Genomic DNA, 26,941 nt, shown 5'->3' with positions numbered 1-26,941 from the left:
TGCCTCCAATCCGGCATTCGTTCGTGCCGCGACACAGGTTACACTCCTTCCTGTAACCATCCTGCCTTCGACTACGAATATGTCAGCATGGAACGATCGCTCGCTCAGCTTACTCGCCGCAAGCTCCTTGGGCTTGGCACAACTGCAGCCCTCGGCGCGCTCGCATGGCGGTTGATAGGCGCCGATGATGCCGCGGCTGTGGCGACCGTACCCGCCACATTTCGTCTCACCGACGCGGAATGGCGCAAGAGACTCTCTCCGCAGGCTTACGCCGTGCTCCGACGAGCATCGACCGAATACCCCTATACAAGTCCGCTCGATAAGGAGCACCGCAAAGGCACGTTCGCATGTGCTGGATGTGCGCTCCCGCTCTATTCGTCCGCGACTAAATTCGACAGTGGCACGGGCTGGCCGAGTTTTTACGACCACCTTCCTCACGCCATCGGCGAGCACCGCGACAATAGCCTTGGTGTGGAACGCACCGAGGTTCATTGTACACGATGCGCCGGTCATTTGGGACATGTCTTCAATGATGGCCCGAGACCGACCGGGCTTCGCTATTGCATGAACGGCGTAGCGATGACGTTCAAGCCAGCTTGAGCGGGCCATGACGGGCGCCAAATTAATTGTCGCCGGGCTCAGCCACCGAAGTTACCTCGAAGGCGGCTGCCTCTTCGTGCCTTGGCGAACCGCATTGGGATCGGGACGGCGCGCAATAGCAACAGCAATCTATGCCCCCTCTACGGTTGATTGCTGATGTCATTCAGCATTTGCCAGATACGACACGTCCTCGCCGCGGCCGATCACGGCAGCTTCTACAAAGCTGCCCGCGCATTGGGGATGGAACAGTCCACACTTAGCCGGGACGTTGCCAAACTAGAACGAATGATCGGAGTCCAAATTTTTGTGCGTTCGCGTGCAGGAATAAGTACGACAGGGGCCGGACGCGATTTTATTCGATGCGTTAGGCCAATGCTCGCGAATGCGGACAAGCTCGTAGCCATAATGCGTGCTGCTGGTCAGGGCCGCGCCGGCGACCTCGTTATCGGACATTATTGCTCGCTCTCGGCCGGCAATCTACGCGCGACCATGCTGGGTTGGCGCGGTGCGCATCCAGACGTCAATCTAGACGGGATAGAAGCAAACCGAGGTGCCTTGCTTGCTGGTCTCGATACCGGGGAGATCGACATTGCCATTATGGCGGGCGAAGCTGCCCATGATGGTTATCAGCGCGAAGCGTTCTGGAGCGAGCGCGTGATGGTAGCCCTGTCGTCGAGCCACCCTCTGGCAGAACGCGAGATCATCCACTGGACCGACCTTCGCAGCGAGCGATTCCTGCTCCCCGCCACAGACCCCGGTCCAGAAATTCGTGACATGCTACTCGGCCGCCTGTCGGTGGCGGGAACGCAGCCTGACGTCAGAATGCACCAGTCCGGTCATGGGACAATTCTTAGTGTGCTAGGTGACGGGCGCGGACTCAGCGTTATCTGCGAGGGTGGCTCCGGCGCAATCTATCCCGATGTAGTCTATCGGCCGGTTTATGGTGAACAAGGGCCGGTGTTGATCTGCTATTCCGGATACTGGCGCGACGACAATTGCAATCCCGCTTTGCGGCGATTTCTCCAATTCGTCAAAACACGCTATGCGCTATCCTTCAAAATTTCTGAGAGTTCAGTAGAATAGAGTTAGTTTTCTTCGGAGCGTAATGCCATGTCACAAGGCAAGACACTTATCATTGTTCTGGTCGCGTTGGTCATCGGATTTGCCGGAGGATTCGTCCTTCGGCCGATCATCACGCCAGCGCCGCAAACGGCTGCGGCCGCCAGCCCGGCGCTCGTTGCGCCGACATCGACCGAAGCGCGCGGCACGCAGTATTTCGTGGCGCATATCGAAGAAGCCCGTCAGATCGTCGCCGGATGCCGCGATGGATCGGTGCGGGGCGGCGAATGCGCCACCGCCGAGGAAGCGATCATCAAGGTCGAAGCAGCGGAACGCCGCAAGCGGTTCTTGGGCAACTGATGGCAGCGAGGCGCCTCAGTCCTTCGCGCCCCCCCGAAGCCGCGAAAACCCCCGGTCGCTTGCCATGAACTTCGCCAGCATGGGCGCGACGAGCTTCTCGGGGGCGATGGCTTCCCCTCGGGTTTCGGCGGCGAGCGCTGCGGCGTAGGCGGCGAGATCGCGGTGAACGGCAGCGGGCAGTTCGACTGTCAGCTTCACCGGCCGGTCGTCGGCGAGAGGCCCTAGCTTCAATTTCGTCATCGCGTCACTCCAATCGGTTCAAGCACCAGGTCGCGGGTCAGGATCACGCGCAAAGGGTGCCCCGGCCGAACGGTGAGCGTCGGCTGCACATTGAGCTGCCGCCGCACGATTTGCTGGCCGGTCTGGTTGATGGTGTCCTGCGAGCCCCGCCGTAGGCCACGGATGAGGTCATCCTCGCTATCCGCACCCAACTCGGCGCCGACGCCGAGCAGCGTCGAGACGGCAGCGGCCTTGAGCAGGTTTCCCCAATGCTGGTTCACGCGATCCTGTAGGCCGGCAAACCCCGATCCATCCGCGCCGGGCTGGCGCTCGAGAACGATCGAGCGGCCATCGGGCATGATGAGCCGGTCCCAGGCGAGCAGCACACGGGTCTGCCCTGCGGCGATCTCGCTGTCATATTCGCCGATCAGCCGAGCGCCCTGCGGGATGAGCAGGATGCGCCCGGTCGGGCTGTCATAGACGTTGGCCGTCACCTGTGCGGTGATCTGGCCGGGCAGGTCGGAGCGGACGCCGGTGATGAGCGCGGCGGGAATGATGCTGCCGGCCTGAACGATGTTGGGCGAGGTCGGCGCCGTCAGTCGCTCCACGCTGACCGTGCGCGGGTTGGCCGCCTGCGCCATGAAGGCGCGCTTGGCGGCCTGATCGCTTTGCGCCGCCGTATCCGTTGCCGCTGGTGTCGCCGGGCTTGCCACCGCCAGGCCGGGCAATGCTGGTGCAGCCGATGACGATGTGCCCCCGCCGCTGCCGAGAAAGACCGCGCTGGTGCGGGCCGCGTCGCGCTCCTGAGCGGCGCGCTGACGGGCAGCTTCGGCGGCCTGGGCGCGCGGATCGGGCTGCGCGCCGACCGGCGGCACGGGCACGGCCTCGCCGCGCTGCTGTGCCGAGACGATCGGGCCGCCGAGATCGCCGGGAAGCGGCGGACCGAGACGCGGCGCCTGGCCGTAGTCCTTCGGTCCCGACGTGATGGCCTCAGCCGTGGTCCGGCTGTCCGTATTGTAGAGTTCCTGAGCGGCCTTCTCGCCGGGCGGTCGTAGGGCGTAGATCAGCGAGCCGCCGATGCCGAGACCCGCGGCCACGCCCATCACGGCCAACGCCTTTCGCGACAGGCGCATGACGCGCGGTGGATCGCCTCGGAGCTGGAAGGCTTGAGGATCGGAGCGCGACGCCCGCGTGGCGGGCGCTTCGATCGTGAAAGTGTCGGCAGGATCGCTCACGGCCGCCGCCCCCGTCCATCGTCGCGCACGATGCGGACGCGCTGCTCACTGCGTTTGTCGCCCAGGCGCAGTTCGGCGGCGGCGAACAGGCGATCCACCACCATGTAGCGGCCCTGGACGCGGTAGTTGACCAGCTCGGCATCGCCGGCCGCGCCGGTCACGAAAAACGGCGGCATCTCGCCCTGCGAGATCCCAGCCGGGAACTCGATGAAGACCTGCCGGCCGTCGTCGAACGCGCGGGCGGGACGCCATGGCGCCCGATCGCCCTCGATGCGGTAGCGGAAGTTGAGAGCGGACACGTCCACGCCCGTCGCCACCGGCGCGGCGGATGCGGCGGCGGCGTTCCGTCCCTGCAAGGCGATCAGCGCATCCTGCGGGTAGCTCCAGCTCACCGACGCCATGTAGGTCGCCGCCGTGGCGCGCAGCTCCAGATGATAGGTGCGCCGGTCGGTGTTGATGACGAGGTTCGTTGAAAGATCGGGCCTGGTCGGCTTCACCAGAATATGCACGCGCGCAGAGGGGCCATTGCCGCTCACCGTGTCGCCGATGATCCAGCGCACGGTATCGCCGGCTGCGACCGGACCCGACCCGACGAGCTGTTCGCCTTCCTGCAAGGCGATGTCCGTCACCTGGCCGGGCGCGGAATACACCTGATAGAGCGCGCCATCGGTCCAGGGATATTGCTGGATGGCGTTGAGGAACCCATCGCGCACCGGCTGCACGCGCGCGGCGGCATTCGCCGCGCCGACGCGCTGGCGGGGATCGGACGGCTCCGGCGCGCGCGACGTATCCGTCACCGGCTTTAGCTGGCCGGGAAGCGGCAGCGGTTCGGGAATCGTCACCACCTCGACCGGGCGTGGCGCCTCCGGCGCGGGCGTTGCGGCGATCGGCGCGGGCGGATCGTCATAGGCGATGACCGGCGGCTTTGCCGATGTGGTGGCGCAGCCGGCAAGCGCCGATGCGGAAACGAGCAGCGCAGCGGACGCGGCGCGGCGGAACGGACTCGCGGTCATTGCGACAGCTCCTTCGACCAGTTGAGGGCATTGACGAAGACGCCGAGCGGATTCTTGCGCAGGGCGTCGGGGGTGCGCGGCGGCTGCACGACGACGGTGAGGATCGCCGACCATCGCTCGGTCGCGGCAAGGCTGCCGTCCTGATAGCGGCGCTCGGTCCAGGCGACGCGGAAGCTGTCGGGCGAAGCGCGGATCACACTCGACACGTCCACCGCGACCTGCACCTTGCCGACCTGGGTGAACGGGTCGTTGGCGCGCGCATAGTCGTTGAGGAACAGCGCTCCCTTGTCGGTGGTGAAGTCGTAGGCGCGGAGCCAGTTCTGGCGGACGATGACCGGATCGGCGGGGATCGCGCGGACCTGCTCGATGAAGCGGGCGAGATGGAACGCGACCTGAGGATCGGTCGGGCGGTAGCCGCCCTCGGCTGGCGCGACGGCCTGCGCTTCGCCGAGCCGATCGACCTCGACCACCCAGGGCACGATATGCCCGCGCGCAGACTGCCATACGAGGCCGCCAGCCAGGCCGCTCGATAGCGCCAGCGCGCCGAAGAAGGCGAGCCGCCAGTTCCTCGCCTGAACGCGAGACGAGCCGATCCGGTCGTCCCACACCTGCGCCGCGCGCTGGTACGGGGTCGTCGGCTCCGGGGTTTGTCCGTATCGGATGCTGGGGCGTCGAAACATGGATCAATCCTTCTGGCTGAGATCGACGGACGATCCGCCGCCGCCGCCGTCGCCCGAGCGCAGCGTATGGGCGGCGACGGTCGCGCCGTGGGTCATGGTCTGGCGGCGCTTCATCGCGGCGGCCCAAGCGGGCGAGCCGCCGGAAACCTCGGCCGCAGGTGTGGGGCTGCCACCCGAAATGGTTCCGCCCGTCGCAGTGACGGCGGCACGGCCGCCCGAGCGATAGCTGTCCTTGAGCGAAGCGGCGGCCTTGCGCAGCGGCGACATGGCTGCGCCGGCAGCCGCGCGGCCGACGCCGGCGGCGCCGCCCGCGACGGCTGCGCCGCCGGTCTTGCCGGCCGAGCCGAGCGCGTAGGCGCTGTTCGCAGCGCCAGAGGTGAAGGCCGCACCGCGGGCCGCGCCAGCGACCGCACCAACCGCCGCGCCAGCACCAAGGCGGGCGGCGGCCGCGCCGCCGACCAGCGCGCCGCCAGCCGCAAGCACGGTTCCGGCTGCCGCGCCCGCACCGAGCGCGGGACCGCCAGAGACGATGCCGTTGGCGATGCTCGGGCCAAAGATTCCGAGGCCGAGCAGGCAAAGCGATGCGAGCGCGACCGCCATCGCGTCCTCAATGCTCGGCTGCGCGCCGCCGAAGCCCGCACGGAACTCGTCGAACAGCGTCGAGCCGATGCCGACAATGACGGCGAGCACCAGCACTTTGACGCCCGATGAGATGACCAACCCCAGCACGCGCTCGGCCATGAAGGCGGTCTTGCCGAACAGGCCGAACGGGATGAGCACGAAGCCCGCGAGCGTCGCCAGCTTGAACTCGATCAGGGTGATGAAGAGCTGGATCGACAGGATGAAGAAAGCGAGGATGACCAGCACCCAGGCGAACAGCAGCACCGCGATCTGGATGAAGTTCTCGAAGAACGCGACCCAACCCATCAGGTCGGAAATCGACTGGAGGATGGGTTCGCCAGCTTCGAGGCCGACTTGGGCGACGCGGCCGGGCTGGAGCAGCTCGGCGGCGGTGAACCCGGTGCCTGACGCTTTCAGGCCGAGGCCGGCGAAGCTCTCGAAGACAATCCGCGCCAGGCTGTTCCAGTTGCCGATGATGTAAGCGAAGATGCCTACGAACAGGGTCTTCTTGACGAGACGCGCGATGATGTCGTCGCCTTCGCCCCAGGTCCAGAACAGTGCTGCCAGGGTCACGTCGATGACGATCAGCGTCGTGGCGATAAACGCCACCTCACCGCCGAGCAGGCCGAACCCGCTGTCGATATAGCGGGTGAAGACATCCAGAAAGCGATCGACGACGCCGGTGCCGCCCATGTCAGTTCTCCTTGGTCGACGTGTCGTCGGCAATGCGGGCGGCGGGACGCGCGCCGGGCGCCAGGAACCGCCGACGGTTCTCGGCCCATGCGCGCAGGCAATCGGGGTCACTCGCGCCGGAAGCCCCGAGCGACTGGCAGCGGCGCAGCTCGATCAGTAGAGGGTCGGCCGTCGCCGTGTTGTCGGCGACGGCCGCCGGCTCGTCGCGCGCGGGCTCGGGGGCTTGGCTCATCTCGATCGCCGTCATCGTGATCGCGATAGCGACGAAGATGACGGCGCCGATGCGCGCGAGGAGCTTGGTGTCCATCGGCTCAGTCGTGGAACATGCGGGCGTTGCCCGGCTGATAGCCGGTTGGGCGTGCCAGGAAGCGACGAAGGCGCTCGCGGCTCTCGGCTTCGACAGCCGCGTTCCGCGCGGAATCCAGCGCCTGCGCGCGGCCCTGAGCGGCGAGCAGCGCCGTCAGGTCGGCGAGCTGCTGCGATTGCAGGGCGAGAAGCTGGTTGCCCGCCTGCGCAGCCTGAAGCGCGCCGGTCGCCGATTGGCTGGACGAGACCAGGCCATCCATCGTGGTGCGCGCGCCGTCGATATTGCCGACGACGCCCGCCTGAACGCGCAGCGCGTCCTCGAACGCACCGACGCTATCCTCCCACCGCGCATTGGCGTTGGCGACCATCTGCGCATGAGTGCCGGTGAGCGCCGCGCCCTTGTAGCGGCTGCTGAACACCTGCTGGACGTTTTGCACGTCGTAGGCAATGCGCTGGGCCTCGCCGAGAAGCTGCTGGGTGCGCTGCACCTGCTGCTGCAACTGCTGGAGCGAGCTGAACGGCAGCGAGGTCAGATTGCGTGCCTCGTTGATCAGCGAGGTCGCCTGGTTCTGGATTTGCTGGATCTGGTTGTTGATCTGCTGGAGCGACCGGGCCGCCGTCAGCACGTTCTGCGCATAGTTCGTCGGGTCATAGACGATGCCGCCAAGACCGAATTGGGCGTGGGCCGGCGTCGCGGCGGCGATGCCGAGCACGCTCGACGTGGCAATCGCACCGGCCAGCATGGCGCGGCGCAGGACGGAGTTTTTCATGAGGTTATATCCTTCAAGGCAAGAGGGAGCTGGCCGGCATCTTCCCGGCCTCCGGCCAGCGGATCGGGTTGGGGATCGGGAGGAAGAAGCTCGACGGCCCAGGCGCAGCCGCGATGGCGCAGCCATTCGGCCGCGAAGGCGGATTGCCCGTGGGCGTCGATCAATTCGGCGATGCGGAGCTGGTCGGTCTTTGACGACGCGGCGGCGAACGCCAGCGCCACCTCGCCCAGCCCCAGCTCGAAGAGCCGATTGCCGCGACGCGACTGGCAGTAATAGTCGCGCTTGGGCGTTGCGCGGCTGAGGATTTCGATCTGCCGCGCGTTGAGGCCGAACCGCTCGTAGATCGCCGCGATCTGCGGCTCAGCCGCGCGCTCGTTCGGCAGGAAGATGCGCGTCGGGCAACTCTCGATGATGGCCGGTGCGATGCTCGACGTCTCGATGTCGGCGAGGCTCTGGGTCGCGAACACCACGCTGGCGTTCTTCTTCCGCAAGGTCTTGAGCCATTCGCGGAGCTGCGCGGCGAAGTCAGGGCTGTCGAGGACCAGCCAACCCTCGTCGATGATGATGAGCGTGGGCGAGCCGTCCAATCGGCCTTCGATCCGGTGGAACAGGTAGGACAGGACCGCGGCGGCCGAGCCGGCGCCGACCAGGCCCTCGGTCTCGAACGCCTGAACCGACGCCTCGCCGAGCCGTTCGGTCTCGGCGTCGAGCAGCCGGCCCCACGGCCCGCCGATACAATAGGACGCGAGCGCCTGCTTGAGCTGCTGGCTCTGGAGCAGCACGGCCAACCCGGTCAGCGTGCGCTCGGGCGCCGGGGCGGACGCCAGCGATCCGAGCGCGGACCAGAGATGCTCCTTGGCCTGCGGATCGACCGCGACGCCTTCGGAGGCGAGGATCGCCGCCAGCCATTCGGCCGCCCAGGCGCGCTCGGCGGGATCGTCGATCGCTCCAAGCGGTTGAAGCTGGACGCCTGTCTCGGCTTCGTCGGCGAGCATCCCGCCGAGATCCTGCCAGTCGCCGCCCATGCCGAGCGCGGCGGCGCGGATCGAGCCGCCGAAATCGAAGGCGAAGACCTGAGCATTCTCGTAGCGGCGGAACTGCATCGCCATGAGCGCGAGCAGCACCGACTTGCCGGCGCCGGTCGGGCCGACGATCAGCGTATGGCCGACATCGCCGACGTGAAGGGAAAACCGGAACGGGGTCGAGCCTTCGGTCCTGCCATAAAGCAAGGGGGGTTGTCCGAAGTGCTCGTCCCGTTCCGGCCCCGCCCATACCGCTGACAGGGGGATCAGGTGGGCGAGATTGAGCGTGGAAACCGGGGGCTGACGAACATTGGCGTAGGTGTGGCCAGGAAGGCTCCCCAACCAAGCCTCGATCGCGTTCATGCCCTCTGGAATGACGGTGAAATCGCGGCCCTGGATGACCTTCTCAACCAGCCGCAGCTTCTCGGCGGCTATGGCCGGATCGCGGTCCCACACCGTCACCGTCGCGGTGACATAGGCCATGCCTGCATAGTCGGCGCCCAGCTCCTGCAGGGCGGTGTCGGCGTCGGCGGCCTTGTTCGAGGCGTCGCTGTCGAGCAGCGTCGATGCCTCGTTGGTCATCACCTCTTTCAGGATCGCGGCGACGCTCTTGCGCTTGGCGAACCACTGGCGACGGATACGGGTGAGCAGCTTGGTCGCGTCGGTCTTGTCGAGCATGATCGCGCGGGTGGACCAGCGATACTCGAAGGCGAGCCGGTTCAGCTCATCGAGCAGTCCGGGAAAAGTAACGGACGGGAAGCCGACGATCGTCAGCGTGCGGAGATGATGATCGCCCAGCTTGGGTTCGAGCCCGCCGGTCAACGGCTCGTCGGCCAGCAGCGCGTCGAGATGCATCGGGGTTTCCGGCACGCGGACGCGCTGGCGGCGGGTCGAGATCGTGCTGTGCAGATAGGTCAGCGTCTCGGCGTCATCGAGCCAGCGGACTTCGGGCACGAAACCTTCGACCAGGTTCAGCACGCGGTCGCTGCGATCGGTGAAACCCTTGAGCAGCTCCCAAGGATCGACACCGGATGTCGAACGGCCCTCGTAGAGCCAGCCTTCGGCGCGCGCGACTTCCTCGGCCGGCGGCATCCACAGCAGCGTCAGATAATAGGCGCTCTCGAAATGCGCGCCTTCCTCGCGGAACTGTTCGCGGCGCTCCATATCGACCAGCGCGGAGACCGGATCGGGGAACGTGGATTCGGGATAGTCGAGTGCGGGCGTGCGCTGCGCCTCGACGAAGATCGCCCAGCCCGAACCGAGCCGGCGCAGCGAATTGTTGAGTCGCGCCGTCGTGGCGACCAGCTCGGCCGGCGTGGCGCTATCGAGATCGGGGCCGCGGAAACGCGCCGTGCGTTGAAAGCTGCCGTCCTTGTTGAGCACGACGCCTTCGCCGACCAGCGCGGCCCAGGGCAGGAAGTCGGCAAGGGTAGCGGACTTGTTGCGGTATTCGCGAAGGCTCATCATGGCCGCATCCAGCTCGGGTAGCGGAGGTGGCGGCGGGCCACGTCCACGAATTGCGGGTCACGGCGCGCGGCCCAGACGGAGAGCGCGTGGCCGATGGCCCAGATGACGAGGCCGGCGATCCAGAGGCGCAGGCCAAGGCCGATCGCGCCCGCCAACGTCCCGTTGACGATGGCGAGCGACCGGGGGGCGCCGCCGAGCAGGATCGGCTCAGTCAGCGCCCGGTGGACGGGGGCGTAGAAGCCCGCGATTGGTTCGCCATATTCGGCTGCGCCCGTCATGCGATCAGCGCCCCGCCGCCGAAGCTGAAGAAGGACAGGAAGAAGCTCGACGCAGCGAACGCGATGCTCAGCCCGAACACGATCTGGATCAGCCGGCGGAAGCCGCCCGACGTGTCGCCGAAGGCCAGCGTCAGGCCGGTGACGATGATGATGATCACCGCGACGATCTTGGCCACCGGCCCCTCGATGCTTTCGAGGATCGACTGGAGCGGCGCTTCCCACGGCATCGACGATCCGCCCGCATGGGCCGGGACGGCGAAGGTCAGCGCGATCACGCTGGCGGTGGCGGCAAGCATGGCGCGACGTGCGCCATGCCGGATGGCATGGATCATGGCAGGTCTCCCGGTTGGGTGTTGGAAAGCGGTGTGAGCCGGTAATCGCCGGTCGCGGGGTCGAGCCCTTCGACACGGGCCAGTTCGGCGAGGCGGCGGCCGTGTCCGTCGCGGACCAGCACGGCGATCAAGTCGATGGTCTCGGCGAGCAGCGCGCGCGGGACTGTGATGACGGCCTCCTGGATGAGCTGCTCCATGCGGCGCAGCGCGCCGAGCGCCGTCCCGGCGTGGATCGTGCCGATGCCGCCGGGATGGCCGGTGCCCCAGGCTTTGAGGAGGTCGAGGGCTTCGGCGCCGCGTACCTCGCCGATCGGGATACGGTCGGGGCGCAGGCGCAGCGAGGACCGCACGAGATCGGACAGCGAGATGACGCCATCCTTGGTCCGCATGGCGACCAGATTGGGCGCGGCGCATTGCAGCTCGCGCGTATCTTCTATGAGGACGATGCGGTCGGTGGTCTTGGCGACTTCGGCCAGGAGCGCGTTGACCAGCGTAGTCTTGCCGCTGCCGGTGCCGCCTGCGACGAGGATGTTGGCGCGGGTCTCGACGCCGTGCCGTAGCGCCTCGGCCTGGCGCCCCGACATGATCCCCGCCGCCGCATAGTCGTCGAGCGTGAACACGGCGACGGCGGGCTTGCGGATCGCGAAGGCCGGCGCGGCGACCACGGGTGGCAACAGCCCCTCGAACCGCTCGCCGCCTTCGGGCAGCTCCGCCGAGACGCGCGGAGACTTCGCGTGAACCTCGACGCCGACATGGTGTGCGACGAGGCGAACGATGCGCTCGCCGTCCGCTGCCGCCAGCGTCATGCCGGTGTCGCTGATGCCCTCACCGAGCCGATCGACCCACAGCCGGCCGTCCGGGTTCAGCATCACCTCGATGACGGCGGGGTCTTCGAGCCAGGCCGCGATCGAGGCACCGAGCGCCGTGCGCAGCATCCGCGCGCCACGGGATTTCGCTTCGGATCGGATCGGGTGGACGGTCAAGACTTGGCCCCTGCAATGGACCGGGCGAACCGCCGCCCGGCGTCAGGAGCACATCAAGAGAGCCAGAAATTTATCCGCCGCAACAGCTAGTTGAAGGCGTAGTAGAGACGGCGGCATATACTTGCAGGATGCGGATCGGCCGACCGGCACCCCGCCTGCCGAGACCATGATTATTCCGAATCGGGTGCCTGCTTCGGCCAGACATCCTCGGGGATCTCATCCATCAGGCTCTTGCCGCTCGCGTAGCGGCGGCCGAGTGTTTCAACGAACCCCTCATAGCGCTTGCGGCCCTTCACTTGGGCCGCGGCCTGCTCGTCGTCGGGAAGCGGCGGCGTCACCGCCAGCCAGAAGCGGACGAATAGCGTCAACGCCTCGGTGGTCAGGCCCGTATTGCGCTCAAGCCGTTGAACCTGTCGCGACAGACGGTCGAGCCGCCGCGCGAACGCGGCCTCCATTCGGTCGGCGCCGTCCGGCGACAGATAGGAGGCGACCGCCGCCTCCACGATCGCCGAGCGCGAAATGCGCCGGCGGATGGCCAGCTCGTCGACCTGTTTGGCGAGCGCGGGAGGGAAATAGACATTGAGGCGGGTGCGCATCACGGACTCCTACAGATCGATCCCGTCGCCGGGGTCGAGCGACGCCTGCCGCGCGAGCCCCTGCATCCGGCGCCTCACGGCGGCCTGCCGCGCCGCGTCCTCGGGTTCGTCGTCGACGATCGCGAACTCCTGTGCGGGCGGCGCCGTCGTCTCCGGCGCGATGGCGACATGCTCGGGCAGCTCGGGCTCCCGGCGCAGCCCGCCATTGGCGGCGTCCTCCTGCGCACGAACGATCCGCGCCACATCGGCAGGATCGGCGGCGGCCGCGCGGCCGGTCCAATCGTCTGGCCGGGCCGCGACGGCAGCCGGTTCGGGCGCGGCCATGATCCGCTCGGCGAAACGCGGATCGCGGAAGTAGCGCGCCTTCTTCGCGCGGATCGGATGAACGCCCGCCACCATCACGATCTCATCGTCGGGCGGGAGTTGCATCACCTCGCCCGGCGTGAGGAGCTGGCGGGCGGTCTCGGACCGCGACACCATCAAATGTCCGAGCCAAGGCGAGAGACGGTGCCCGGCATAGTTCTTCATCGCGCGCATCTCGGTCGCGGTGCCGAGCGCGTCCGACACGCGCTTGGCGGTCCGCTCGTCGTTGGTGGCGAAGCTCACGCGCACATGGCAGTTGTCGAGGATCGCGTTGTTGGGGCCGTAAGCCTTTTCGATCTGATTGAGCGACTGTGCGATGAGGAACGCCTTCAGCCCGTAGCCCGCCATGAACGCCAGCGCGGACTCGAAGAAGTCGAGCCGGCCGAGCGCCGGGAACTCGTCGAGCATCAGCAGCACGCGATGCCGGTCGCCCTTCGGCGTCAGCTCCTCGGTCAGCCTCCGTCCGATCTGGTTGAGGATGAGGCGGATCAGCGGCTTGGTCCGCGAGATGTCGCTGGGCGGCACGACGAGGTAGAGCGTCGCCGGCCGGTCGCCCTCGACCAGATCCGATATGCGCCACTGACAGGCCCGCGTGACCTCGGCGACGACCGGATCGCGGTAAAGGCCGAGGAACGACATGGCGGTGCTGAGCACGCCCGATCGCTCGTTATCGGATTTGTTCAGCAGCTCGCGCGCGGCCGAGGCGACCACGGGATGCACGCCGGCCTTGCCCAGGTGCGGCGTCGCCATCATCGCGGCCAGTGTCTGCTCGATCGTGCGCGACGGATCGGACAGGAATCCCGCAACGCCGGCCAGCGTCTTGTCGGGCTCGGCGTAGAGGACGTGGAGGATCGCGCCGACCAGCAGCGAGTGGGAGGTTTTCTCCCAATGATTGCGACGCTCGAGACTGCCTTCGGGATCGACCAGCACGTCGGCGACATTCTGCACGTCGCGCACTTCCCACTGGCCGCGCCGCACTTCCACCAGCGGGTTGTAGGCGGCCGACGCGGCGTTGGTCGGATCGAACAGCAGCACCCGGCCATGCCGCGCGCGGAAGCCCGCGGTGAGCTGCCAGTTCTCGCCCTTGATGTCGTGGACGATCGCCGATGCCGGCCAGGCCAGCAGCGACGGCACGACCAGGCCCACGCCCTTGCCGCTCCTCGTCGGCGCGAAGCACAGCACATGCTCGGGGCCGTCGTGGCGAAGATAGTCGCGCGCGAGTTTGCCGAGCACCACGCCGTTTGGTCCGAGCAGGCCGGCGGCGCGAACCTCCCGCTCGGTCGCCCAACGCGCCGACCCGTAGGTCTCGGCGTTCTTCAGCTCGCGGGCACGCCATACCGACATGCCGATGGCGACGGCGATCGACACGAACCCGCCCGACGCCGCGATATAGGCGCCCGTCAGGAAGATGCCGGGCGCATAGGCGTCGAACGAAAACCACCACCAGAAGAAGGCAGGCGGCGGATAGATGCGCCACTCGCCAAGCATGAACCACGGCGGACCAAGCTCGGGCTGATAGGCGAGCGCGGCGGCGGTCCACTGCGTCGCGCCCCAGACCGCGGAAAGCACGATCAGGAACACGATGATGATCTGGCCCCACAAAATCTTGGTCGCAGACATGAGTTCACTCCTGAATTAGAGGCCGAGGCCGCGCTTGCGGCCCAGCGTCCAGTCGATGCCGCCGCCTGCGCGGACGACGCCCGACACCTGCCGGCCGAGCTGCTGTTCGAGGGTGCTGGCCCAAGGCACGAGCCGGAAACCGAGGCCGTCGTCGATCATGGCGAAGCGGCCGGATGCGAGCGCGAGGCACCGGCGCACGACACCGGCGACCTTCTCGCCGGTTTGCGCCGGCCGATAGGCCAGCCCAGTCTCGCCCGCGATCTTGGCGCCAATCGAGTCCAGCTCGCGCTTGCGCAGTGTGTCGAGCATCCCGCGCTCGAACACCGTGCGCTCGCCGAAGCGGCGCGCCAGTCCTTCGCGGACGAGATGATCGGTGCGGGCGTCCATCGCCCGGCGCACCTCGGCGCCGAACCCGCCGTCCGCGACGCCGGCGCCACGCTCGATCAGGCGATGGTCGAGCCAGGTCGCGCCGGGCGCCTTGATCTGCGCGGGCAAGTCGAGATCCGATCGCGTGGCGAGGATGAGCGTCGGTTTCTCTTCGCCGGGCCTGCCGACGCCGCGCAGCTCGACGATACCGCCGAGCGCCGGGCTATGCTCCAGCGCTTCGAGACCCGGCAGCCGAACATGATGGGTGCGGCCATCCGTGCCGTCGATCACGGCATAGGCCGTCCCGGTCAGCTCGTCGTGCAGCCCCTTGTCGATCAGCCGGCCGGCGATCGGCTTCTCGGGAGCGCCGCTGACGACGGCATAGCTATCGAGCGGCCGATCCTGTCCGCGCTCTTTGAGCGCCGCGCCGATCGTGCGGATGATGTCGCCGCGTGACCCCAACTCCCGCAGCTTCGCCTGCGCACCTTCGGCAACTGCCCATTGACCCGGCTCGCCCTCGGCCGCCAGCCCCATCGTCTCCAGATGCTGCAACCGCCCGATCATCAGCCGGCGGAGCCGCGGATCGTCCGGGCCGGGCCGCTCGGGGCGCAGGTCGATCACGCCCAGCTCGTCGGCGGCGCGCCCGATCTCCCCGTCGAGCCGGGTCCAGCGCTCGGCCGTCACCTCGCGGTCGAGCGCGCGCTGGACTTCATGCTCGGGCTTCGGCCCAAGCTCGGCGAACGCCAACTCCTCGGCGCGCGAGCGCAGGCCGTGGCCGATATAGTCGCGCGCCATGACGAGATCGGCGCCGGTGTCGGTGACGCCGCGCACGAGCAGATGGACGTGCGGATTGTCGGTGTTCCAGTGATCGACCGCGATCCATTCCAGGCGCGTGCCGAGGTCGGCTTCCATCTGGCGGACGAGATCGCGGGTGTATTCGCGCAGGTCGGAGAGATCGGCCGCATCCTCGGGCGAAACGATGATGCGGAAATGATGCCGGTCGTCCTTGCACCGCTCGGCGAAACTACGATCGTCGGCGCGATCCCCCTCGGCGTCGAACATGCGCGCGGGCGAGCCGTCGCGGGTGACGCCCTCGCGCTTCAGATAGGCGATGTGGGCGGACAACGGCGCCATGCGCCGGCCGCCGATGCGGTGGCGGACGGGCAGCGCCTTGACCAGCACGCGCCGGCCCGATCCGAACAGGCGGCTCCGCGCGAACGATGTGCGCCCGCGCCCAAAGCTCGATTGCCCCCGCGAGCGCGATCCGCCCCAACCGGCGCGCTTGCCGCCGCCGCTGCGGGCGGCGACGCGCAGCACCTCGGCCACCAGGCCGCGCGCATTGCGGCCCTGCGCCTTGCTGCGCTTGGCCTTGCCCGGCCGGACGCGGAAATCGCTGTCCTCGCTCATGGCCGGGCTGTTTTCCGCCGATAATGGCGTGTGGTGCCGTTCGGCGTATTGATATTGCTGGCTTTTCTCTTCCGCGCGGCACGCGCGCCGACCGACGCCCCCGCGTGAAGCCTCGGAAAAGCCTCGGCTTTTCGGCAAAACGGGGTGCGGCTTGTATCTTGCCCTCGTCTGTCCCTGCCGTTTTCTCCCTCCCCAGCCTCACTTCTGCTTCGGATGGTCGAGGGTTGCGCGATGCCGATCATTGCGGTCGGCCCGCGCGAGCGCGGGAGACGAACAGCGTGTCGGCCTGCCTCTCCGTTGGCGATGCAATGGCGTTATCCTCGCCGGGTGCTGGTCGGCCCGGCGGTGTTGGCGCTGCACCAGTCGCGCTCCCCGGTTGCACAGGAACCGCATCCGAATCCGCGCTCGCCGTGCGCACGAACAGCGCGGCGCGGCGCCAGGCGAATGGATCGGGCGAAGCGCTCACCACTGTCTCAACCGCATCCGACGTGCCGACTATCGACGTCAGTTTTGCGAGATAGGCGCGCGTCTCGGCGGGCAGCGGACGGCCGCGCGACAGGTAATCTTCGTAGCGTCCCGGCCCCGCATTATACGCCGCCAGCATCGCCGTCGCGCTGCCATAGCGGTCGAACATCGCCCGCAGATAGGCCGCGCCCGCCATGATGTTGTCGCGCACGTCATAGGGATCGCTCCCGAGACCGTGGCGGGCGCGCAGATTGGCCCAGGTCGCGGGCATGATCTGCATCAGGCCCATCGCCCCGGCCGACGAAACGGCGCGGGCATCGCCGTTGCTCTCGACGCGCATCACCGCCCAGATCCACGCCTCGGGAATGCCGAAGCGGCGCGCGGCGTTGGCGACATGCTCTGCATAAGGATGACGCGCCACGGCTCGATCCGTCGCCGCCTCCTGCGCCGACGCCGCTGCCGGGACAGCGCCGGCCCAAAGCAGACCGAGGGCGAGCGCCACCGCCGATCCGACTCCGCTCCGCCGCCAGCCTGCCAGCGTGCTCGCTGCGGTAAAGGGTGCGCGCGGCGCGCCGGCCTTCGGCCGCCCTTGACCTTCGCTGCGCGCCCCGGCCGGCCTTGGGCCGAGCGGGACGGAGGGATGAGACGGCTTTCCCGCGAACAAAGGGATGATAGAGAAGCGCACGATCTCAGTCCTGCTCGCGCGGCTTCTGGGGCCGGTTCCAGCGCAGCGACCATGCCGATGTGTCATTGGTGTTCTGGAACAGCGCGGCGCGGATCGGCTGCGCGAAGGTGGGATCGTCGATGCGCAGCGAGACGTAATCCCCGGCGCGTTCGCCGCTCTCGTTCCAGCCCGCGCCGATCTCCGGCCCATCGCCGTCATCGCCGCGATGGACGCGCCAGTCCGGCGCCTTCTCGGCATCGCTCGGCTCGGCCGGAACGATGGAGATGCGGATGTCGAGCATCGCGCTTTCGAGGATGCCTTCAAAGCCATTGGCGGTGCGGATGAAGCTGCCGATCTGCATGGGAATCTCCTTTGGGTTGGCAGGGAAAAATCGGGTCAGCGCCAGGTGAGCGGCGCGTCGGGGGTCTGGCGGGTGAGGATCGGGATCGCGCGGCCGAGCACGGCGGAGGCGCGGAGCGGCCCGAAATAGCGGCCGTCCAGGCTGTCGGGATGATCGGGATTGAGCAGCAGCAGTTCGCCCGCCGCGAGCGTGCGGCAGCCCTGCCAGACCGGCAGCGGACGGCCGATCCGGTCGCGCATCAGCGCGACAGCGACGGGCCGTCCCTCGACGCTCACCGCGACACCGATCCGGCACACATGCTGCCCGGCCTTGGCGGCGACGTGCTTCAACAACGGCACGTTCCTGCCGAGATAGCCGCGCTCGGCCATCCAGCGCCCAAGCCGCTCGGGCGGCTCGACCGCGACCAACGCGCCGCGCGGCGGGTCGCGGTCCGGCTCGATCCGATAGAGGCCGAGCGGCGCGCTCGCGCTGGCGTTCCAGACAACGCGCGGCAGCGGATCGGTGATCGCGATGACGGCGAACGCGATGACGAAAGCCGACGCGGTGATCGCTGTGGCGCGGACGTAGAAGCGGCGCGTCATCCCTCGATCTCCCGGCGCTTGAGCCAGGCGCGATGACGTTCCAGCGTGTAGAGCCGCGGCTGATGTCCGGCGGCGATGCGGTTGTGGACGTGGCGCCAATGATCGGGTGCGGCGTCGCACGGATCGACGCCCGCCGCTTCGGTCGCGTCGATCGCGGCGAGCACCTGTTGGACCTTGGGCCAGCCCTCGATCTTGAGCAGGATGTCGCCGCCCGGCCGCACGAACGGCAGCGTCGTGAACGGCTCACCGGCGGCGACCGCGCGCACCACGTCGATGCGCGAGATGATCGTCCCGTAGTCATTCGACGCCCAGCGGACGAACGCGAACACGACGCCCGGCCGGAAGCTGACGATGCGGCGGCGGCGATCGACGATCTCGTCCTTGGCGACGCGGCCGAACCTGATCCAGTGCTCGATCCGCTTCCCGATCCAGGTCAGTTCGACGCGGGTCAGGCCGTCGCCGGTGGCGGTCGGCAGGCGCATGGGTGACGGCGGCACGGTCATCGCCGGCTCCGGGCGATGGCCGAATCCGCGCGCGGCATGAGGTCGTCCTGCCCCGGATCGGAGGTCGAATGCTTGATGCCGATGTCGGCCCAGGCGCGCAGGTCATCGACCGAATAGACGACGCGGCCACCGATCCGGCGGTAGGCCGGGCCGGTCCCGAAATAGCGGTGCTTCTCCAGCGTGCGGCCGGAGAGGCCGAGAAAGCGCGCGGCTTCCGGCGTGCGCAGGAAGCGGGGCGGCAGGTTGGTAGGCGTATCGGACAAGTGACGGCTCCTGCGGGCAGTGGCGGCAGGAGACGTAAATGACAGGCCGGACGCGGCCGGGTGGGGTATGAAGATGTGCGGCTGCACGGATGTGACCACCCCCTGCAAGGGCGTCACCGGGGCGGACGGATCAGCGAATGCGGAGCAGTTTGCGGTAGTCGCCGTTCATCATCGCGATGCCGTCGCGGACCAGCCGCACGACGAACGACCGCGAAGCGGACATCTTCCAATCGCTGGCTGACAATCTGGTCGCGTCATCACGTCCGAGCTCGACCGCGATCTCGCGATAGGTTGCGCCGCCGTCACGCAGGTCGAGCGCGCGGAGCATCAGGTCGAGACGCGCCAGCTTATAGGCGGTGAGCGGCCAGCCGCGCGGCAGCGGCCCCGCCGCACGGCCGAACAGGCGGCGGTGGAAGCGCAGCAGACTCGCGATGCGCGTGATGAAATCCTTGTCGAGCGGGATGACGGCGGCGAGCGGCCGACCAGGCTCCGGATCGCGCAGCCAAAGCCGATGCTCGCCGGCCGCATCGGAGACGATGACATGGCGGCCTTCGATACCGGCCGCGTCGGCGAGCAGCGCGCCGAGCGCGCGCGGATCGACCGGCGCGGCGCGCTCGAATCCATCCGGCGCGGCGTCAAGAATGACCGTGACGGCGGTCAGTTCCGGACGCCAGGCGACCGGCTCTGAAAGATCATCCGGCGCCGTGGCGAAAGGACAACCCCCAGCGCCGCGCGAACGCCGCCTCGGCGGCATCCTTCGCGACGGCGCCGCTGGCGATGCGCTTCTGCATCTGCGCATGTTCGGCGCGATAAGTGGGGTTTCGCCGTAAAAACTCGGCGGCGATTTCAGCGCGCCCGCTTGCATCGGACAAGCCGCCGATGCGTTGCTGGCGCCGTCCCGGCGGCATCGGCATTGCATCCTCCCAGCCGCGCATTGCGCGAATTTCGGGAGGGGCAACATTGCCGCGCAGGAAGCCTCACAATAGCGCGAAGGTTGCGCTCAACCATGCTCGGAAGGCTGCGGCCCGAGCCCCGAGGAAGCGCCAAAATGGATGAAATCTTAACGCTTTAGGGACGCTCGCAACCGAGCAGATGGGCATAGCCCACCTCGGTCATCCACCGCGCTCGCGCGAGATGGCTGGCGTGCATGGTCTTCGCCCGATGCGGTTCGGCGATGGCGTCGATGCCGAGAATAAGGGCGGCGGCCTCGCGCCAGTCGGCGCCCTCCTCGGCCGCGTCGAGCAAGCGCAGATAGTCCGCCAAATGGCTTTCGTCATACGCGGTGAGCTGCGATACATCCGGCGCGCGATCTGCGAAATGGCTGGTGCTCATGGCGCCCCCGACATGATCCTCATTAACGAACCTAGACCAAATACATGCGCCGGCTATGTGCAAGTCTCGCATCGTTCGTTGCACCTGTTGCAGCGATGAGCGCCGCCAGACCGGCGATACACCTTATAGGAGATAAACCGGATAGTGTGTATCGTCCAGTTTGCCGCGCATGGATATGCGCCGCCTCGTGGGATTGAACTTCGCCAGATTGAGGAAGGAGAAGGGCTTTACCCAGGAGCGCTTTGCCGAGACGTCGGGCTTTACTCAACAATATGTAAGCGATCTGGAGCGCGGGCGACGCAATCCCACGGTCGTCACCCTGTTTCATTTGGCATCGGCGCTTGGTGCCACGCCGGCCGAACTCCTCGCCAACACCGACTCGTCCGAAGGTGACTAGTGTGGGTTTTGAGGCCGTTGCGGAAGCGGTAGCGCAGAGCGTTCCGACTAAATCTCATGCAAGCCGAAGAGGCCCGGGGGCTTGCGCCGCCGGGCCTCGCCCGCCCCGGATCAGAACGGGATGTCATCATCGAGGTCGTTGTCGGAGGTTTTGCCATCCACTGCGGGTTTGGCCCGGCTCAGGAAGTCCACCGTCTCGGCGATAATCTCACAGCCGTACCGATCGACGCCATCGCGGTCGGTCCACTTGGTGTAGTGGATGCGACCGCGGACCAGCACCTTCATCCCCTTCTCGCAATGCTCCTGGATGGTCTTGCCGAGCCCGTTGAAGGCGGTGATGCGATGCCACTCGGTATCCTGCACGCGATACCCGTTGTCGTCCCGAACGACCTTGCCCTCCAAGTACCGAGGCCGCGAGGTGGCAAGAGTGAAGTTCGTGATCTGGGTGCCGCCCTGCGTGGTGCGGCTCTCGGGGTTCTGGCCGATGTTGCCGGCGAGGATAACGATGTTCTGCATTTCAAGTCTCCGTTGCTTCAAGTCCGAGGGACCGTCCCTCCGACGAGACCCGGCCAAGACCGTCGGGAGGCGCCTGCATCGACGCGCAGCGGAGACCCGACCCCTAAGGCCCGAAGTGGTGCGGGCAGGCGCGGCACGCGCCAACACGGTTCGGAGCCGCGGGGGTTGCTGGCGAAAACCGAACGGGCTTAGGGGATCAGTCAGTCGGAGGGACCGTTTCTTCGGCGAAGCGAAACGGAGCGATACAGAACGGAATTGCTCGGCGTTCTGAACGCCAGGGACGCCCAAGAGGTGCAGGCCAGGTGGTCTCGGGCGCAACACGTCCGTCACTGAGATGGATACGGCCGGCGGGGAATTCGGTCACACCAACCGCAGCGCAGGAGTCCGATAGCGTCTGATCACCGCCGCTCGGGATGCCTGACGGAGGCCGCGAAGGGAGATGTGCTGGTCCGCGAGCGACCTCCCTACAGGACCGACCGCCGCGTCGATTGCGATGCAGAGATTGTCGCAGCGTGGATCACGAGCGCAGGACCGTGGTCGGGGGGCAAGCATTCGGCCGGGGGTGCTCGCCGCCGTCGATCCGGACGCGGGCGAGGTCTGGCGGAGCCCCGGCGGGCCTCTGATTGGCTGCCCTCACGGGCCTGCGCCGCTCAAATTGCGAGCGGGCAATAGGCATTGTAACGCCAGAAAACGGCGCGCCGCTGCCCGCCGAAGAGCTTTATATCTGACATCACACGGCTCTCGTGCTGCCGTTCGCAACGACGACAGCAGCCAAACAAGCACGAACCGCCTTCGGCGCGTCGGATCGCGCCGAAGGCAGATGCGGGTCCGTCGCTCAGCGTGAGAACGGATCGTATTCTTGCACGATGCTGTTCGCGTCGCCGTCAAACTCGCGCGCTTCGAGCACGCCGAAGATGCGATCGCTGATCCTGAAGACGACGATGCAGGTCATCAGCGTCCGGGCGAGGTTCCAGGCGTGGGATTGTGCGATTTCGAGGGACATTGATCCGGCTCCTGTCTTGGGGAGCGGGGACCACCCCCGCTCGACAGGCGCCCGAAGTGTTGGGCGGATGGCCGCAATCACCGTCAAGGCGAAGCCTGACGGCCGCACGCTCGCGTAGCGGACCCTTTACGGGTTGATGGCGCCAGGCCATCCGCTCGACCAAGGATAGCGCCTCAAAGAGCGGGGGTGGTGCGCGCGGAGACGGGAGCTGGATGTCGCTACCGGACCAATCGCCCCGCACGTATGCCAAGCTGGCGGCAGGGTGACTTGGCCGAATGGGGAAGCCTTGATGCGTCCCCACTTCAGCAACGAGAGAAAGGCGGCGCTTACGCGCCGCCCTGTTGCCGGAAGTCCCAGACCTTGATGCCCATCGCCTTGGCCTTGTCGCGGAGATTGTCCTGGATGCCGGTGCCGGGAAGGATAACAACGCCCTTCGGCAGGATCGCCAGCATCTCATCGTTGCGCTTGAACGGCGCAGCCTTCTTGTGCCGGGTCCAGTCGGGCTGGAACGGTATCTGCGTGACGCTGCGATGATCGGCCCAGCGGGCGGCGATGCGCTCACCTCCGCTCGGCGTCGCGCCATGCGCCAGCACCATGTCGGGATGCTTGGCGTGGATCTTGTCGAGCAAGTCCCAGATGAAACGGTGATCGCTGTAGGCCGGCCCCGAGCTGAGCGCGATCAGCGTTCCGGCGGGCACCAGCACCTGCTGTTCGGCGCGCTGTCGCGCATTGATGAAGTCGCGGCTGGACACCACCGCCGAGGTGAGCGCCTTGCGGTTGACCTTCGAGCTGGAGCGCGGAGTCCAGGCTTTCAGGAGGTGGATGCGGAACTGCTCGGCGCAGGCGTCGCGAAAGAACTCCATCGAGTCGCGGCGCTCGATCATGGTCGCGCCCTCGCGCAGCAACCGCTCCAGCTCGACCGACATCACCTCGGAGCCGTCCTGTTCGCGCTGACTGCGTCTTTGGGCGACCTCGTTGTCATCAAGCTCGCGCTCGATCCGCTCGCCGGCGCGGTGGAAGACATTGGTGACGTTCCAGAGCAGGTCTTCAAGGTCGGGTTCGAGCCGTGTGTCGTTCAGGCAGGACACCATCGCATCGAAGATGTCGGCGACTGCGCCTGCCGCTGAGCGGGCCTCGGGCAGCGGTCGTTGGTCGGGCTCGTCGTCGAAGGGTCGGTATCCGTATAGCGCCAATTCCTGAAGCAGGTAGGCGGTGGGGGATTCCTCGTGTTCGGGTTCATGTTCGGAGAGCGGTTCGTCGGTTGACATAATGACGCCTTTCATCGGCTGGCCGCGCCCTTCGCGGCCTTCGCAGGCGTCGAAAGACGGCGGGCGAACCGGGCTTGCACCGCCATCCCGCGCCTCCAGCGCGGGTGGGGGCCGAGCGCAGCGCTGGACGGCAGGGCGGCGGCTAATTTGTCTCGCGATGCAAAGCGGCCCCTCGGGGCCGCGGCGGAAATTAGCCGCCGAACGCCGTTGCCGGGCCGGGGCGGCTGTCGTCCCGAACGCCTCTCAAGAAGGCAGCAAGGGCGCGGGCCTCTCCGATGATCAAAAGCGTCATCACAACCGGCAGACCGAACCTCTCTGAACCCCAAACCGAAACCCCGCCGCCTTTCCGGCCTCAGCCGGCGATGGCCAGGAAACGGCCCGCATCTTCAGCGACGAGTTGCGCCGCCAGCGCCCCCGCCATCCGCTCGGGTCCGACCAGGCGCAGATCCTCGTTGAAATCGCCGAGCATGGGCGAAAGCGGCACGACCTCGATCCCGGCGCCCGAAGCCCGCTCCGTCAGCTTCGCTACCGCCACGCTGCCAGCGGGATCGTCATCGCGGCCGACATAGAGGCGTCTCAGCGCGGGCGGGAACAAGATGGCGCTGAGGTGGGCCGAGGACAGAGCGGCGATCATGGGCATGGCGGGCATGGCCTGGCGTAGCGACAAGATGGTTTCGATGCCTTCGCCTGCCGCCATTACCGCATCTGCCCTGCCGAAACGGACACCGTGCCCGAGAAGGAAACCCATCGCGCGCCGAGGCGTGGCCACCGGCGCCTTCACTGCCGCGGCCGGGTCGAGCCAGGTGCGATGGACGCCGGTGATCGCACCGTCCTGATCGGTGACGGCGGCGATCATGGCGGGCCATGCGCGACGGGTTCCCGGCAAGTCCTTCCGCGATGGAGTGTAGTAGCAGCGCGGATGGAAGCGGAGCGGATCGTCGGCCCGAAGGGCGGTGATCGCCCGCTCCCGCAGATAGGTCTGCACGAGGGAGCCACGGACAGGCGCGGATGCGGCGAACAGGCGCTGAGCGGCTTGCGGCGAGCCGGTCGGCGCTTTCGGCTCCTGTGCATGGCGCGGACCATCGCCGCCGGGTTCGGGATGCGGCAGGCTGAGAAAGTGCCGGGCCTCGTCGAGCGAGTCGCGGAGCTGCGCATGGCCGCAGGCGAGCATGATGATGTCGAGCAGGTCGCCATGCTCGCCGGTCGCGGCGTCGGTCCATTTGCCGGCTGCGCCGCGGCCGTCCTCCGAACCCGAAAGCCGCACATAGAGGCTGCGGCCCGGCGTATTGTGAGCATCCCCGACCAGCCAATAGCGGCCCTCGCGATGCCCCTTCGACAGGTATTGGCGGCACACCGCCTCGGCCCGGTCGCCGAGACGTTGCGCCAATTCGCCTGCCTGATCCGACAGCCGGCCCATCACGCGGCCGTCCGGTCGGCGATACGCTGGAGCGGCCAACGCTTCATGATCCGCTCCAGCACGACGGCGCCGCTGGCATCGACCGGCACGAACATGCGCAGCGTCCACGAGATGATCTCGTGGAACAGGCCGTAAGCGGTCAGCCGCTCGCGCATGGCGTCGGTGAAGCCGGTCAGTTCGATCCGGTAGGCGTTCATGACGCGGACGCGGCGGAGCTGGAGACCTTCGGCCAGATCGAGAACGGTGCGGCCGCCCATCAAGGCGGCGAAGGCGGCGTTCGGCTCCAGGGTCGGAGCGGCATCATTGGCGGTGGCCGTCGCCACCCAGGCCGGCGAGACCCGGCGGCCGATGATCCGCTCGCCGTCATCGGTCTGGAGCCGATAGACGCGCGTGGATTCATTGGGCAGGCGTTTCCAGATCGGCAGCAGCAGGCCGGTGACGATGTGCATGGCGCTGGTGGCGAACTCCGGCACCTCGGCCAGTTCCGCGTCCCAGGCGCGGGCGAAGTCGGCCCGCGATGCTTCGCGCCAATGGGTCTGCGCCATCGTCTCCAGCGGCATAGGCGTCGATTCCATCGGCCGGATCAGCCGCACCCGGCGCTCGACGCTGCCGTCGTCGAGCAGCAGCCCGCGCGTCCTTATCTGCACGGCCGCACGGCCGGATTGGGCGTTGACCAGCAGGACCGTGCGCGGGTCCGAACAATGGTCGAGCGCCTCGTCGAGGGGCAGCGGCCGATTGCGGTCCTTGCGTTCGATGGTCAGCAACCTCGTCTCCGCCGTGGTTCCCGGATGAGTATAGATGGTGCTGCGGCCGGTGATCGTGAAGCTTTCGGCCTGAAGCGTCTCCAGGCCCAGCTCGTAGGTTCCCGAAACGATTGCGCCCTCGATGCGGGCGGTCAGCAAATCCTCGAACGCGCTGAACAGGATGTTCTGCATGTCGATGATGAGCGCGAGCATCCGATTGAGGAAGGTGGTGATCGGCGGCAGTTCGTCCTTGAGGCCGTTGCTGTCGCTGAGGCTCAGCCCGGTCGCCTGCTCGAAGGCGGTGAGCGAGCAGCCTTCGACCTTCCCTGCATAGAGCAGCCGGTAGAGCTGGCGCAGCGCGTCGCGCGCATATTGCGATTCCAGATTATCCTCCGGCCGGAACAGTCCCTGGCCGCCGGTCTGCCGCTGGCCGCGCGTGATCGCGCCCAGCGTGTCGAGGCGGCGCGCGATGGTCGAGATGAAGCGCTTCTGCGCCTTCACATCGGTCGTGACGGGCCGGAACAGCGGTGGCTGCTTCTGATTGGTGCGGTTGGTGCGGCCGAAGCCCTGGATGGCGTTGTCGGCTTTCCAGCCAGCCTCCAGCAGATAATGGACGCGCAGCCGCTGGTTCCTAGCGCCGAGGTCAGCGTGATAGCTGCGGCCGGTCCCGCCGGCATCGGAAAAGATCAGGATGCGCTTGGCGTCGCTCTGGAACGCATCGGTCTCGCCGACATTGGCCGAGCCCGGCCGGCTCTCGACGACATAGCGGTCGATGCCGTCCGATCCGCGGCGTTTGACGATGCGCCGCGAGCGTCCCGTCACCTCCGCGACCATATCGGTCCCGAAATGGTGGATGATCTGGTCGAGCGCGGCCGGCACCGGCGCCAGCGAAGCGAGGCGCTCGATCAGCCGGTCGCGGCGCAGGGCGGCTTCGCGGGACTCGACGGGATTGCCGTCCGCGTCGGTGACGGGCCGCGAGGACAGGTTGCCCTCGCTGTCCGTGAACGGCTCGTAGAGCTGCACCGGGAAGCTGTGTTCGAGATACGACAGCACATATTCGCGAGGCGTCACGTCCACCCGAACGTCGTCCCATTCCTCAGTGGGAATGTCGGCCAGGCGCCGCTCCTGCAACGCCTCGCCGGTCGAGACGATCTGGACGACGGCACTGTGGCCGGCTTCCAGATCGCGCTCGATGCTGGCGATCATCGAGGGCGTCTGCATCGCCGTGATGAGGTGATTGAAGAAACGCTGCTTCGCCGACTCGAATGCGCTGCGCGCCGCCGACTTGGCCTGGGCATTGAGCGTGCCCGTCGCCCCGGTGATGTTCGCGGCCTGCATCGCCGCGTCCAGATTGTTGTGAATGATCTGTTATCGCGAGGTCGCGATAATGCGCAGGAACGTGGCGAAGGCCCGCAAAGCTGCTGAGCATTTCGCCACGT

30 protein-coding genes and 1 pseudogene are annotated in these 26,941 nt (G+C 67.4%); 4 read left to right on the top strand and 27 right to left on the bottom strand.

The genetic code is table 11. The annotated features are described in order from the left end of the window. The first annotated feature begins 87 nt into the window (after window positions 1-87). From msrB to AC3WT0_RS16885, 3 genes are all read left to right on the top strand, one after another. Window positions 88-600: a peptide-methionine (R)-S-oxide reductase MsrB gene (gene msrB, locus AC3WT0_RS16895; RefSeq protein ID WP_492754614.1), complete on the top strand. Its 513-nt coding sequence runs from the start codon at window positions 88-90 to the stop codon at window positions 598-600. Between the two features lie 156 nt (window positions 601-756). After that, a complete protein-coding gene (locus tag AC3WT0_RS16890) occupies window positions 757-1,683 on the top strand; it encodes a LysR family transcriptional regulator (protein WP_492754613.1) in 927 nt (308 codons plus the stop codon). Between the two features lie 27 nt (window positions 1,684-1,710). After that, window positions 1,711-2,019 carry an EexN family lipoprotein gene (locus AC3WT0_RS16885; protein WP_492754612.1) on the top strand — a complete coding sequence of 103 codons (309 nt, stop codon included), beginning with the start codon at window positions 1,711-1,713 and terminating at the stop codon, window positions 2,017-2,019. Window positions 2,020-2,034: 15 nt separating this feature from the next. Here the strand turns inward: AC3WT0_RS16885 and AC3WT0_RS16880 are convergent, their stop codons facing one another. From AC3WT0_RS16880 to AC3WT0_RS16775, 22 genes are all read right to left on the bottom strand, one after another. After that, window positions 2,035-2,259 carry a DUF2274 domain-containing protein gene (locus AC3WT0_RS16880; protein WP_492754611.1) on the bottom strand — a complete coding sequence of 75 codons (225 nt, stop codon included), beginning with the start codon at window positions 2,257-2,259 and terminating at the stop codon, window positions 2,035-2,037. Beyond that, window positions 2,256-3,473: a TraB/TrbI/VirB10 family type IV secretion system protein gene (locus AC3WT0_RS16875; RefSeq protein WP_492754610.1), complete on the bottom strand. Its 1,218-nt coding sequence runs from the start codon at window positions 3,471-3,473 to the stop codon at window positions 2,256-2,258. The genes AC3WT0_RS16880 and AC3WT0_RS16875 overlap by 4 nt, the downstream gene beginning before the upstream one ends. Then, on the bottom strand, window positions 3,470-4,486 hold the full coding sequence (trbG, locus tag AC3WT0_RS16870) for a P-type conjugative transfer protein TrbG (RefSeq protein WP_492754609.1): 1,017 nt from the start codon (window positions 4,484-4,486) through the stop codon (window positions 3,470-3,472). The genes AC3WT0_RS16875 and trbG overlap by 4 nt, the downstream gene beginning before the upstream one ends. Next, complete coding sequence (gene trbF, locus AC3WT0_RS16865; protein ID WP_492754608.1) at window positions 4,483-5,166, bottom strand: conjugal transfer protein TrbF; 684 nt, start codon at window positions 5,164-5,166, stop codon at window positions 4,483-4,485. Before trbF ends, trbG begins: the two co-directional genes overlap by 4 nt. Window positions 5,167-5,169: 3 nt before the next feature. Next, complete coding sequence (gene trbL / locus AC3WT0_RS16860) at window positions 5,170-6,480, bottom strand: P-type conjugative transfer protein TrbL (RefSeq protein WP_492754607.1); 1,311 nt, start codon at window positions 6,478-6,480, stop codon at window positions 5,170-5,172. A gap of 1 nt (window position 6,481) precedes the next feature. Next, complete coding sequence (gene trbK-alt / locus AC3WT0_RS16855; RefSeq protein ID WP_492754606.1) at window positions 6,482-6,787, bottom strand: putative entry exclusion protein TrbK-alt; 306 nt, start codon at window positions 6,785-6,787, stop codon at window positions 6,482-6,484. Between the two features lie 4 nt (window positions 6,788-6,791). Next, entirely contained in the window at window positions 6,792-7,556 is a 765-nt protein-coding gene (trbJ, locus tag AC3WT0_RS16850; protein WP_492754605.1) for a P-type conjugative transfer protein TrbJ, read from the bottom strand. Further along, on the bottom strand, window positions 7,553-10,045 hold the full coding sequence (trbE, locus tag AC3WT0_RS16845) for a conjugal transfer protein TrbE (protein WP_492754604.1): 2,493 nt from the start codon (window positions 10,043-10,045) through the stop codon (window positions 7,553-7,555). The genes trbJ and trbE overlap by 4 nt, the downstream gene beginning before the upstream one ends. Continuing rightward, on the bottom strand, window positions 10,042-10,323 hold the full coding sequence (locus AC3WT0_RS16840; RefSeq protein ID WP_492754603.1) for a VirB3 family type IV secretion system protein: 282 nt from the start codon (window positions 10,321-10,323) through the stop codon (window positions 10,042-10,044). Before AC3WT0_RS16840 ends, trbE begins: the two co-directional genes overlap by 4 nt. Further along, window positions 10,320-10,655, bottom strand: coding sequence for a TrbC/VirB2 family type IV secretion system protein (locus AC3WT0_RS16835; protein WP_455710764.1), 336 nt, complete (start codon window positions 10,653-10,655; stop codon window positions 10,320-10,322). The genes AC3WT0_RS16840 and AC3WT0_RS16835 overlap by 4 nt, the downstream gene beginning before the upstream one ends. After that, window positions 10,652-11,638, bottom strand: a complete 987-nt coding sequence (gene trbB / locus AC3WT0_RS16830) for a P-type conjugative transfer ATPase TrbB (RefSeq protein WP_492754602.1) — start codon at window positions 11,636-11,638, stop codon at window positions 10,652-10,654. Before trbB ends, AC3WT0_RS16835 begins: the two co-directional genes overlap by 4 nt. A 170-nt stretch (window positions 11,639-11,808) precedes the next feature. Then, the gene (locus tag AC3WT0_RS16825; protein ID WP_492754601.1) at window positions 11,809-12,234 is read right to left on the bottom strand and encodes a ribbon-helix-helix domain-containing protein; all 426 of its coding nucleotides are present in this window, start codon (window positions 12,232-12,234) and stop codon (window positions 11,809-11,811) included. Window positions 12,235-12,243: 9 nt separating this feature from the next. Continuing rightward, entirely contained in the window at window positions 12,244-14,217 is a 1,974-nt protein-coding gene (locus AC3WT0_RS16820) for a conjugal transfer protein TraG (protein WP_492754600.1), read from the bottom strand. A 15-nt stretch (window positions 14,218-14,232) separates the two neighbouring features. After that, window positions 14,233-15,990, bottom strand: coding sequence for a relaxase/mobilization nuclease domain-containing protein (locus tag AC3WT0_RS16815; RefSeq protein WP_492754599.1), 1,758 nt, complete (start codon window positions 15,988-15,990; stop codon window positions 14,233-14,235). A 238-nt stretch (window positions 15,991-16,228) separates the two neighbouring features. Next, window positions 16,229-16,876, bottom strand: coding sequence for a lytic transglycosylase domain-containing protein (locus AC3WT0_RS16810; protein ID WP_492754598.1), 648 nt, complete (start codon window positions 16,874-16,876; stop codon window positions 16,229-16,231). Between the two features lie 268 nt (window positions 16,877-17,144). Further along, entirely contained in the window at window positions 17,145-17,480 is a 336-nt protein-coding gene (locus AC3WT0_RS16805) for a DUF736 domain-containing protein (RefSeq protein ID WP_492754597.1), read from the bottom strand. A 35-nt stretch (window positions 17,481-17,515) separates the two neighbouring features. Then, window positions 17,516-18,061 (bottom strand): S26 family signal peptidase, encoded by a 546-nt coding sequence (locus tag AC3WT0_RS16800; protein WP_492754596.1) that lies wholly within the window; start codon window positions 18,059-18,061, stop codon window positions 17,516-17,518. Then, window positions 18,058-18,564: a DUF2840 domain-containing protein gene (locus AC3WT0_RS16795; protein WP_492754595.1), complete on the bottom strand. Its 507-nt coding sequence runs from the start codon at window positions 18,562-18,564 to the stop codon at window positions 18,058-18,060. The genes AC3WT0_RS16800 and AC3WT0_RS16795 overlap by 4 nt, the downstream gene beginning before the upstream one ends. After that, window positions 18,561-18,827 carry a helix-turn-helix transcriptional regulator gene (locus AC3WT0_RS16790; protein WP_015459426.1) on the bottom strand — a complete coding sequence of 89 codons (267 nt, stop codon included), beginning with the start codon at window positions 18,825-18,827 and terminating at the stop codon, window positions 18,561-18,563. Before AC3WT0_RS16790 ends, AC3WT0_RS16795 begins: the two co-directional genes overlap by 4 nt. Window positions 18,828-18,957: 130 nt before the next feature. Then, window positions 18,958-19,581 (bottom strand): DUF2285 domain-containing protein, encoded by a 624-nt coding sequence (locus AC3WT0_RS16785; protein ID WP_492754594.1) that lies wholly within the window; start codon window positions 19,579-19,581, stop codon window positions 18,958-18,960. Then, window positions 19,520-19,741: a transcriptional regulator domain-containing protein gene (locus AC3WT0_RS16780; protein ID WP_492754593.1), complete on the bottom strand. Its 222-nt coding sequence runs from the start codon at window positions 19,739-19,741 to the stop codon at window positions 19,520-19,522. Before AC3WT0_RS16780 ends, AC3WT0_RS16785 begins: the two co-directional genes overlap by 62 nt. Before the next feature lie 154 nt (window positions 19,742-19,895). Continuing rightward, complete coding sequence (locus tag AC3WT0_RS16775) at window positions 19,896-20,159, bottom strand: DNA -binding domain-containing protein (protein WP_492754592.1); 264 nt, start codon at window positions 20,157-20,159, stop codon at window positions 19,896-19,898. 175 nt (window positions 20,160-20,334) lie between these two features. Here AC3WT0_RS16775 and AC3WT0_RS16770 point away from each other — a divergent pair, with 175 nt between their 5' ends. After that, entirely contained in the window at window positions 20,335-20,556 is a 222-nt protein-coding gene (locus tag AC3WT0_RS16770) for a helix-turn-helix domain-containing protein (RefSeq protein WP_492754591.1), read from the top strand. A gap of 110 nt (window positions 20,557-20,666) precedes the next feature. Here the strand turns inward: AC3WT0_RS16770 and AC3WT0_RS16765 are convergent, their stop codons facing one another. The 5 genes and pseudogenes from AC3WT0_RS16765 to AC3WT0_RS16745 all read right to left on the bottom strand — a co-directional run. Beyond that, window positions 20,667-21,071: a single-stranded DNA-binding protein gene (locus AC3WT0_RS16765; protein WP_492754590.1), complete on the bottom strand. Its 405-nt coding sequence runs from the start codon at window positions 21,069-21,071 to the stop codon at window positions 20,667-20,669. A gap of 835 nt (window positions 21,072-21,906) precedes the next feature. Next, on the bottom strand, window positions 21,907-22,074 hold the full coding sequence (locus AC3WT0_RS16760) for a hypothetical protein (protein ID WP_492754589.1): 168 nt from the start codon (window positions 22,072-22,074) through the stop codon (window positions 21,907-21,909). Window positions 22,075-22,400: 326 nt separating this feature from the next. Then, window positions 22,401-23,342 (bottom strand): DUF2493 domain-containing protein, encoded by a 942-nt coding sequence (locus AC3WT0_RS16755; protein WP_492754588.1) that lies wholly within the window; start codon window positions 23,340-23,342, stop codon window positions 22,401-22,403. A 352-nt stretch (window positions 23,343-23,694) separates the two neighbouring features. Continuing rightward, window positions 23,695-24,759, bottom strand: coding sequence for a DUF7146 domain-containing protein (locus AC3WT0_RS16750; RefSeq protein ID WP_492754647.1), 1,065 nt, complete (start codon window positions 24,757-24,759; stop codon window positions 23,695-23,697). Then, window positions 24,759-26,867: pseudogene (locus tag AC3WT0_RS16745) on the bottom strand (strawberry notch C-terminal domain-containing protein); the annotation flags it as partial. The gene AC3WT0_RS16750 and the pseudogene AC3WT0_RS16745, both read right to left, overlap by 1 nt. Window positions 26,868-26,941 lie beyond the last annotated feature (74 nt).

The organism is Sphingomonas sp. EU05-FHT14C10, from assembly GCF_058790595.1.
This window is presented reverse-complemented; position numbering and strand designations above follow the sequence as displayed.

Excerpts from the sequence above, each read along its gene's own strand:
- msrB (WP_492754614.1), top strand. The coding sequence starts at position 88 with ATGGAACGATCGCTCGCTCAGCTTACTCGCCGCAAGCTCCTTGGGCTT.
- AC3WT0_RS16785 (WP_492754594.1), bottom strand. The coding sequence starts at position 19,581 with ATGCCGCCGAGGCGGCGTTCGCGCGGCGCTGGGGGTTGTCCTTTCGCC.
- AC3WT0_RS16750 (WP_492754647.1), bottom strand. The coding sequence starts at position 24,759 with ATGGGCCGGCTGTCGGATCAGGCAGGCGAATTGGCGCAACGTCTCGGC.
- AC3WT0_RS16770 (WP_492754591.1), top strand. The coding sequence starts at position 20,335 with ATGCGCCGCCTCGTGGGATTGAACTTCGCCAGATTGAGGAAGGAGAAG.
- AC3WT0_RS16760 (WP_492754589.1), bottom strand. The coding sequence starts at position 22,074 with ATGTCCCTCGAAATCGCACAATCCCACGCCTGGAACCTCGCCCGGACG.
- AC3WT0_RS16890 (WP_492754613.1), top strand. The coding sequence starts at position 757 with ATGTCATTCAGCATTTGCCAGATACGACACGTCCTCGCCGCGGCCGAT.
- trbK-alt (WP_492754606.1), bottom strand. The coding sequence starts at position 6,787 with ATGGACACCAAGCTCCTCGCGCGCATCGGCGCCGTCATCTTCGTCGCT.
- AC3WT0_RS16815 (WP_492754599.1), bottom strand. The coding sequence starts at position 15,990 with ATGAGCGAGGACAGCGATTTCCGCGTCCGGCCGGGCAAGGCCAAGCGC.
- trbE (WP_492754604.1), bottom strand. The coding sequence starts at position 10,045 with ATGATGAGCCTTCGCGAATACCGCAACAAGTCCGCTACCCTTGCCGAC.
- AC3WT0_RS16805 (WP_492754597.1), bottom strand. The coding sequence starts at position 17,480 with ATGCAGATCGGCAGCTTCATCCGCACCGCCAATGGCTTTGAAGGCATC.
- AC3WT0_RS16800 (WP_492754596.1), bottom strand. The coding sequence starts at position 18,061 with ATGACGCGCCGCTTCTACGTCCGCGCCACAGCGATCACCGCGTCGGCT.
- AC3WT0_RS16775 (WP_492754592.1), bottom strand. The coding sequence starts at position 20,159 with ATGAGCACCAGCCATTTCGCAGATCGCGCGCCGGATGTATCGCAGCTC.
- trbJ (WP_492754605.1), bottom strand. The coding sequence starts at position 7,556 with ATGAAAAACTCCGTCCTGCGCCGCGCCATGCTGGCCGGTGCGATTGCC.
- AC3WT0_RS16880 (WP_492754611.1), bottom strand. The coding sequence starts at position 2,259 with ATGACGAAATTGAAGCTAGGGCCTCTCGCCGACGACCGGCCGGTGAAG.
- AC3WT0_RS16840 (WP_492754603.1), bottom strand. The coding sequence starts at position 10,323 with ATGACGGGCGCAGCCGAATATGGCGAACCAATCGCGGGCTTCTACGCC.
- AC3WT0_RS16825 (WP_492754601.1), bottom strand. The coding sequence starts at position 12,234 with ATGCGCACCCGCCTCAATGTCTATTTCCCTCCCGCGCTCGCCAAACAG.
- AC3WT0_RS16820 (WP_492754600.1), bottom strand. The coding sequence starts at position 14,217 with ATGTCTGCGACCAAGATTTTGTGGGGCCAGATCATCATCGTGTTCCTG.
- AC3WT0_RS16755 (WP_492754588.1), bottom strand. The coding sequence starts at position 23,342 with ATGTCAACCGACGAACCGCTCTCCGAACATGAACCCGAACACGAGGAA.
- AC3WT0_RS16765 (WP_492754590.1), bottom strand. The coding sequence starts at position 21,071 with ATGCAGAACATCGTTATCCTCGCCGGCAACATCGGCCAGAACCCCGAG.
- trbF (WP_492754608.1), bottom strand. The coding sequence starts at position 5,166 with ATGTTTCGACGCCCCAGCATCCGATACGGACAAACCCCGGAGCCGACG.
- AC3WT0_RS16885 (WP_492754612.1), top strand. The coding sequence starts at position 1,711 with ATGTCACAAGGCAAGACACTTATCATTGTTCTGGTCGCGTTGGTCATC.
- AC3WT0_RS16780 (WP_492754593.1), bottom strand. The coding sequence starts at position 19,741 with ATGCCGATGCCGCCGGGACGGCGCCAGCAACGCATCGGCGGCTTGTCC.
- AC3WT0_RS16835 (WP_455710764.1), bottom strand. The coding sequence starts at position 10,655 with ATGATCCATGCCATCCGGCATGGCGCACGTCGCGCCATGCTTGCCGCC.
- AC3WT0_RS16795 (WP_492754595.1), bottom strand. The coding sequence starts at position 18,564 with ATGACCGTGCCGCCGTCACCCATGCGCCTGCCGACCGCCACCGGCGAC.
- trbL (WP_492754607.1), bottom strand. The coding sequence starts at position 6,480 with ATGGGCGGCACCGGCGTCGTCGATCGCTTTCTGGATGTCTTCACCCGC.
- trbG (WP_492754609.1), bottom strand. The coding sequence starts at position 4,486 with ATGACCGCGAGTCCGTTCCGCCGCGCCGCGTCCGCTGCGCTGCTCGTT.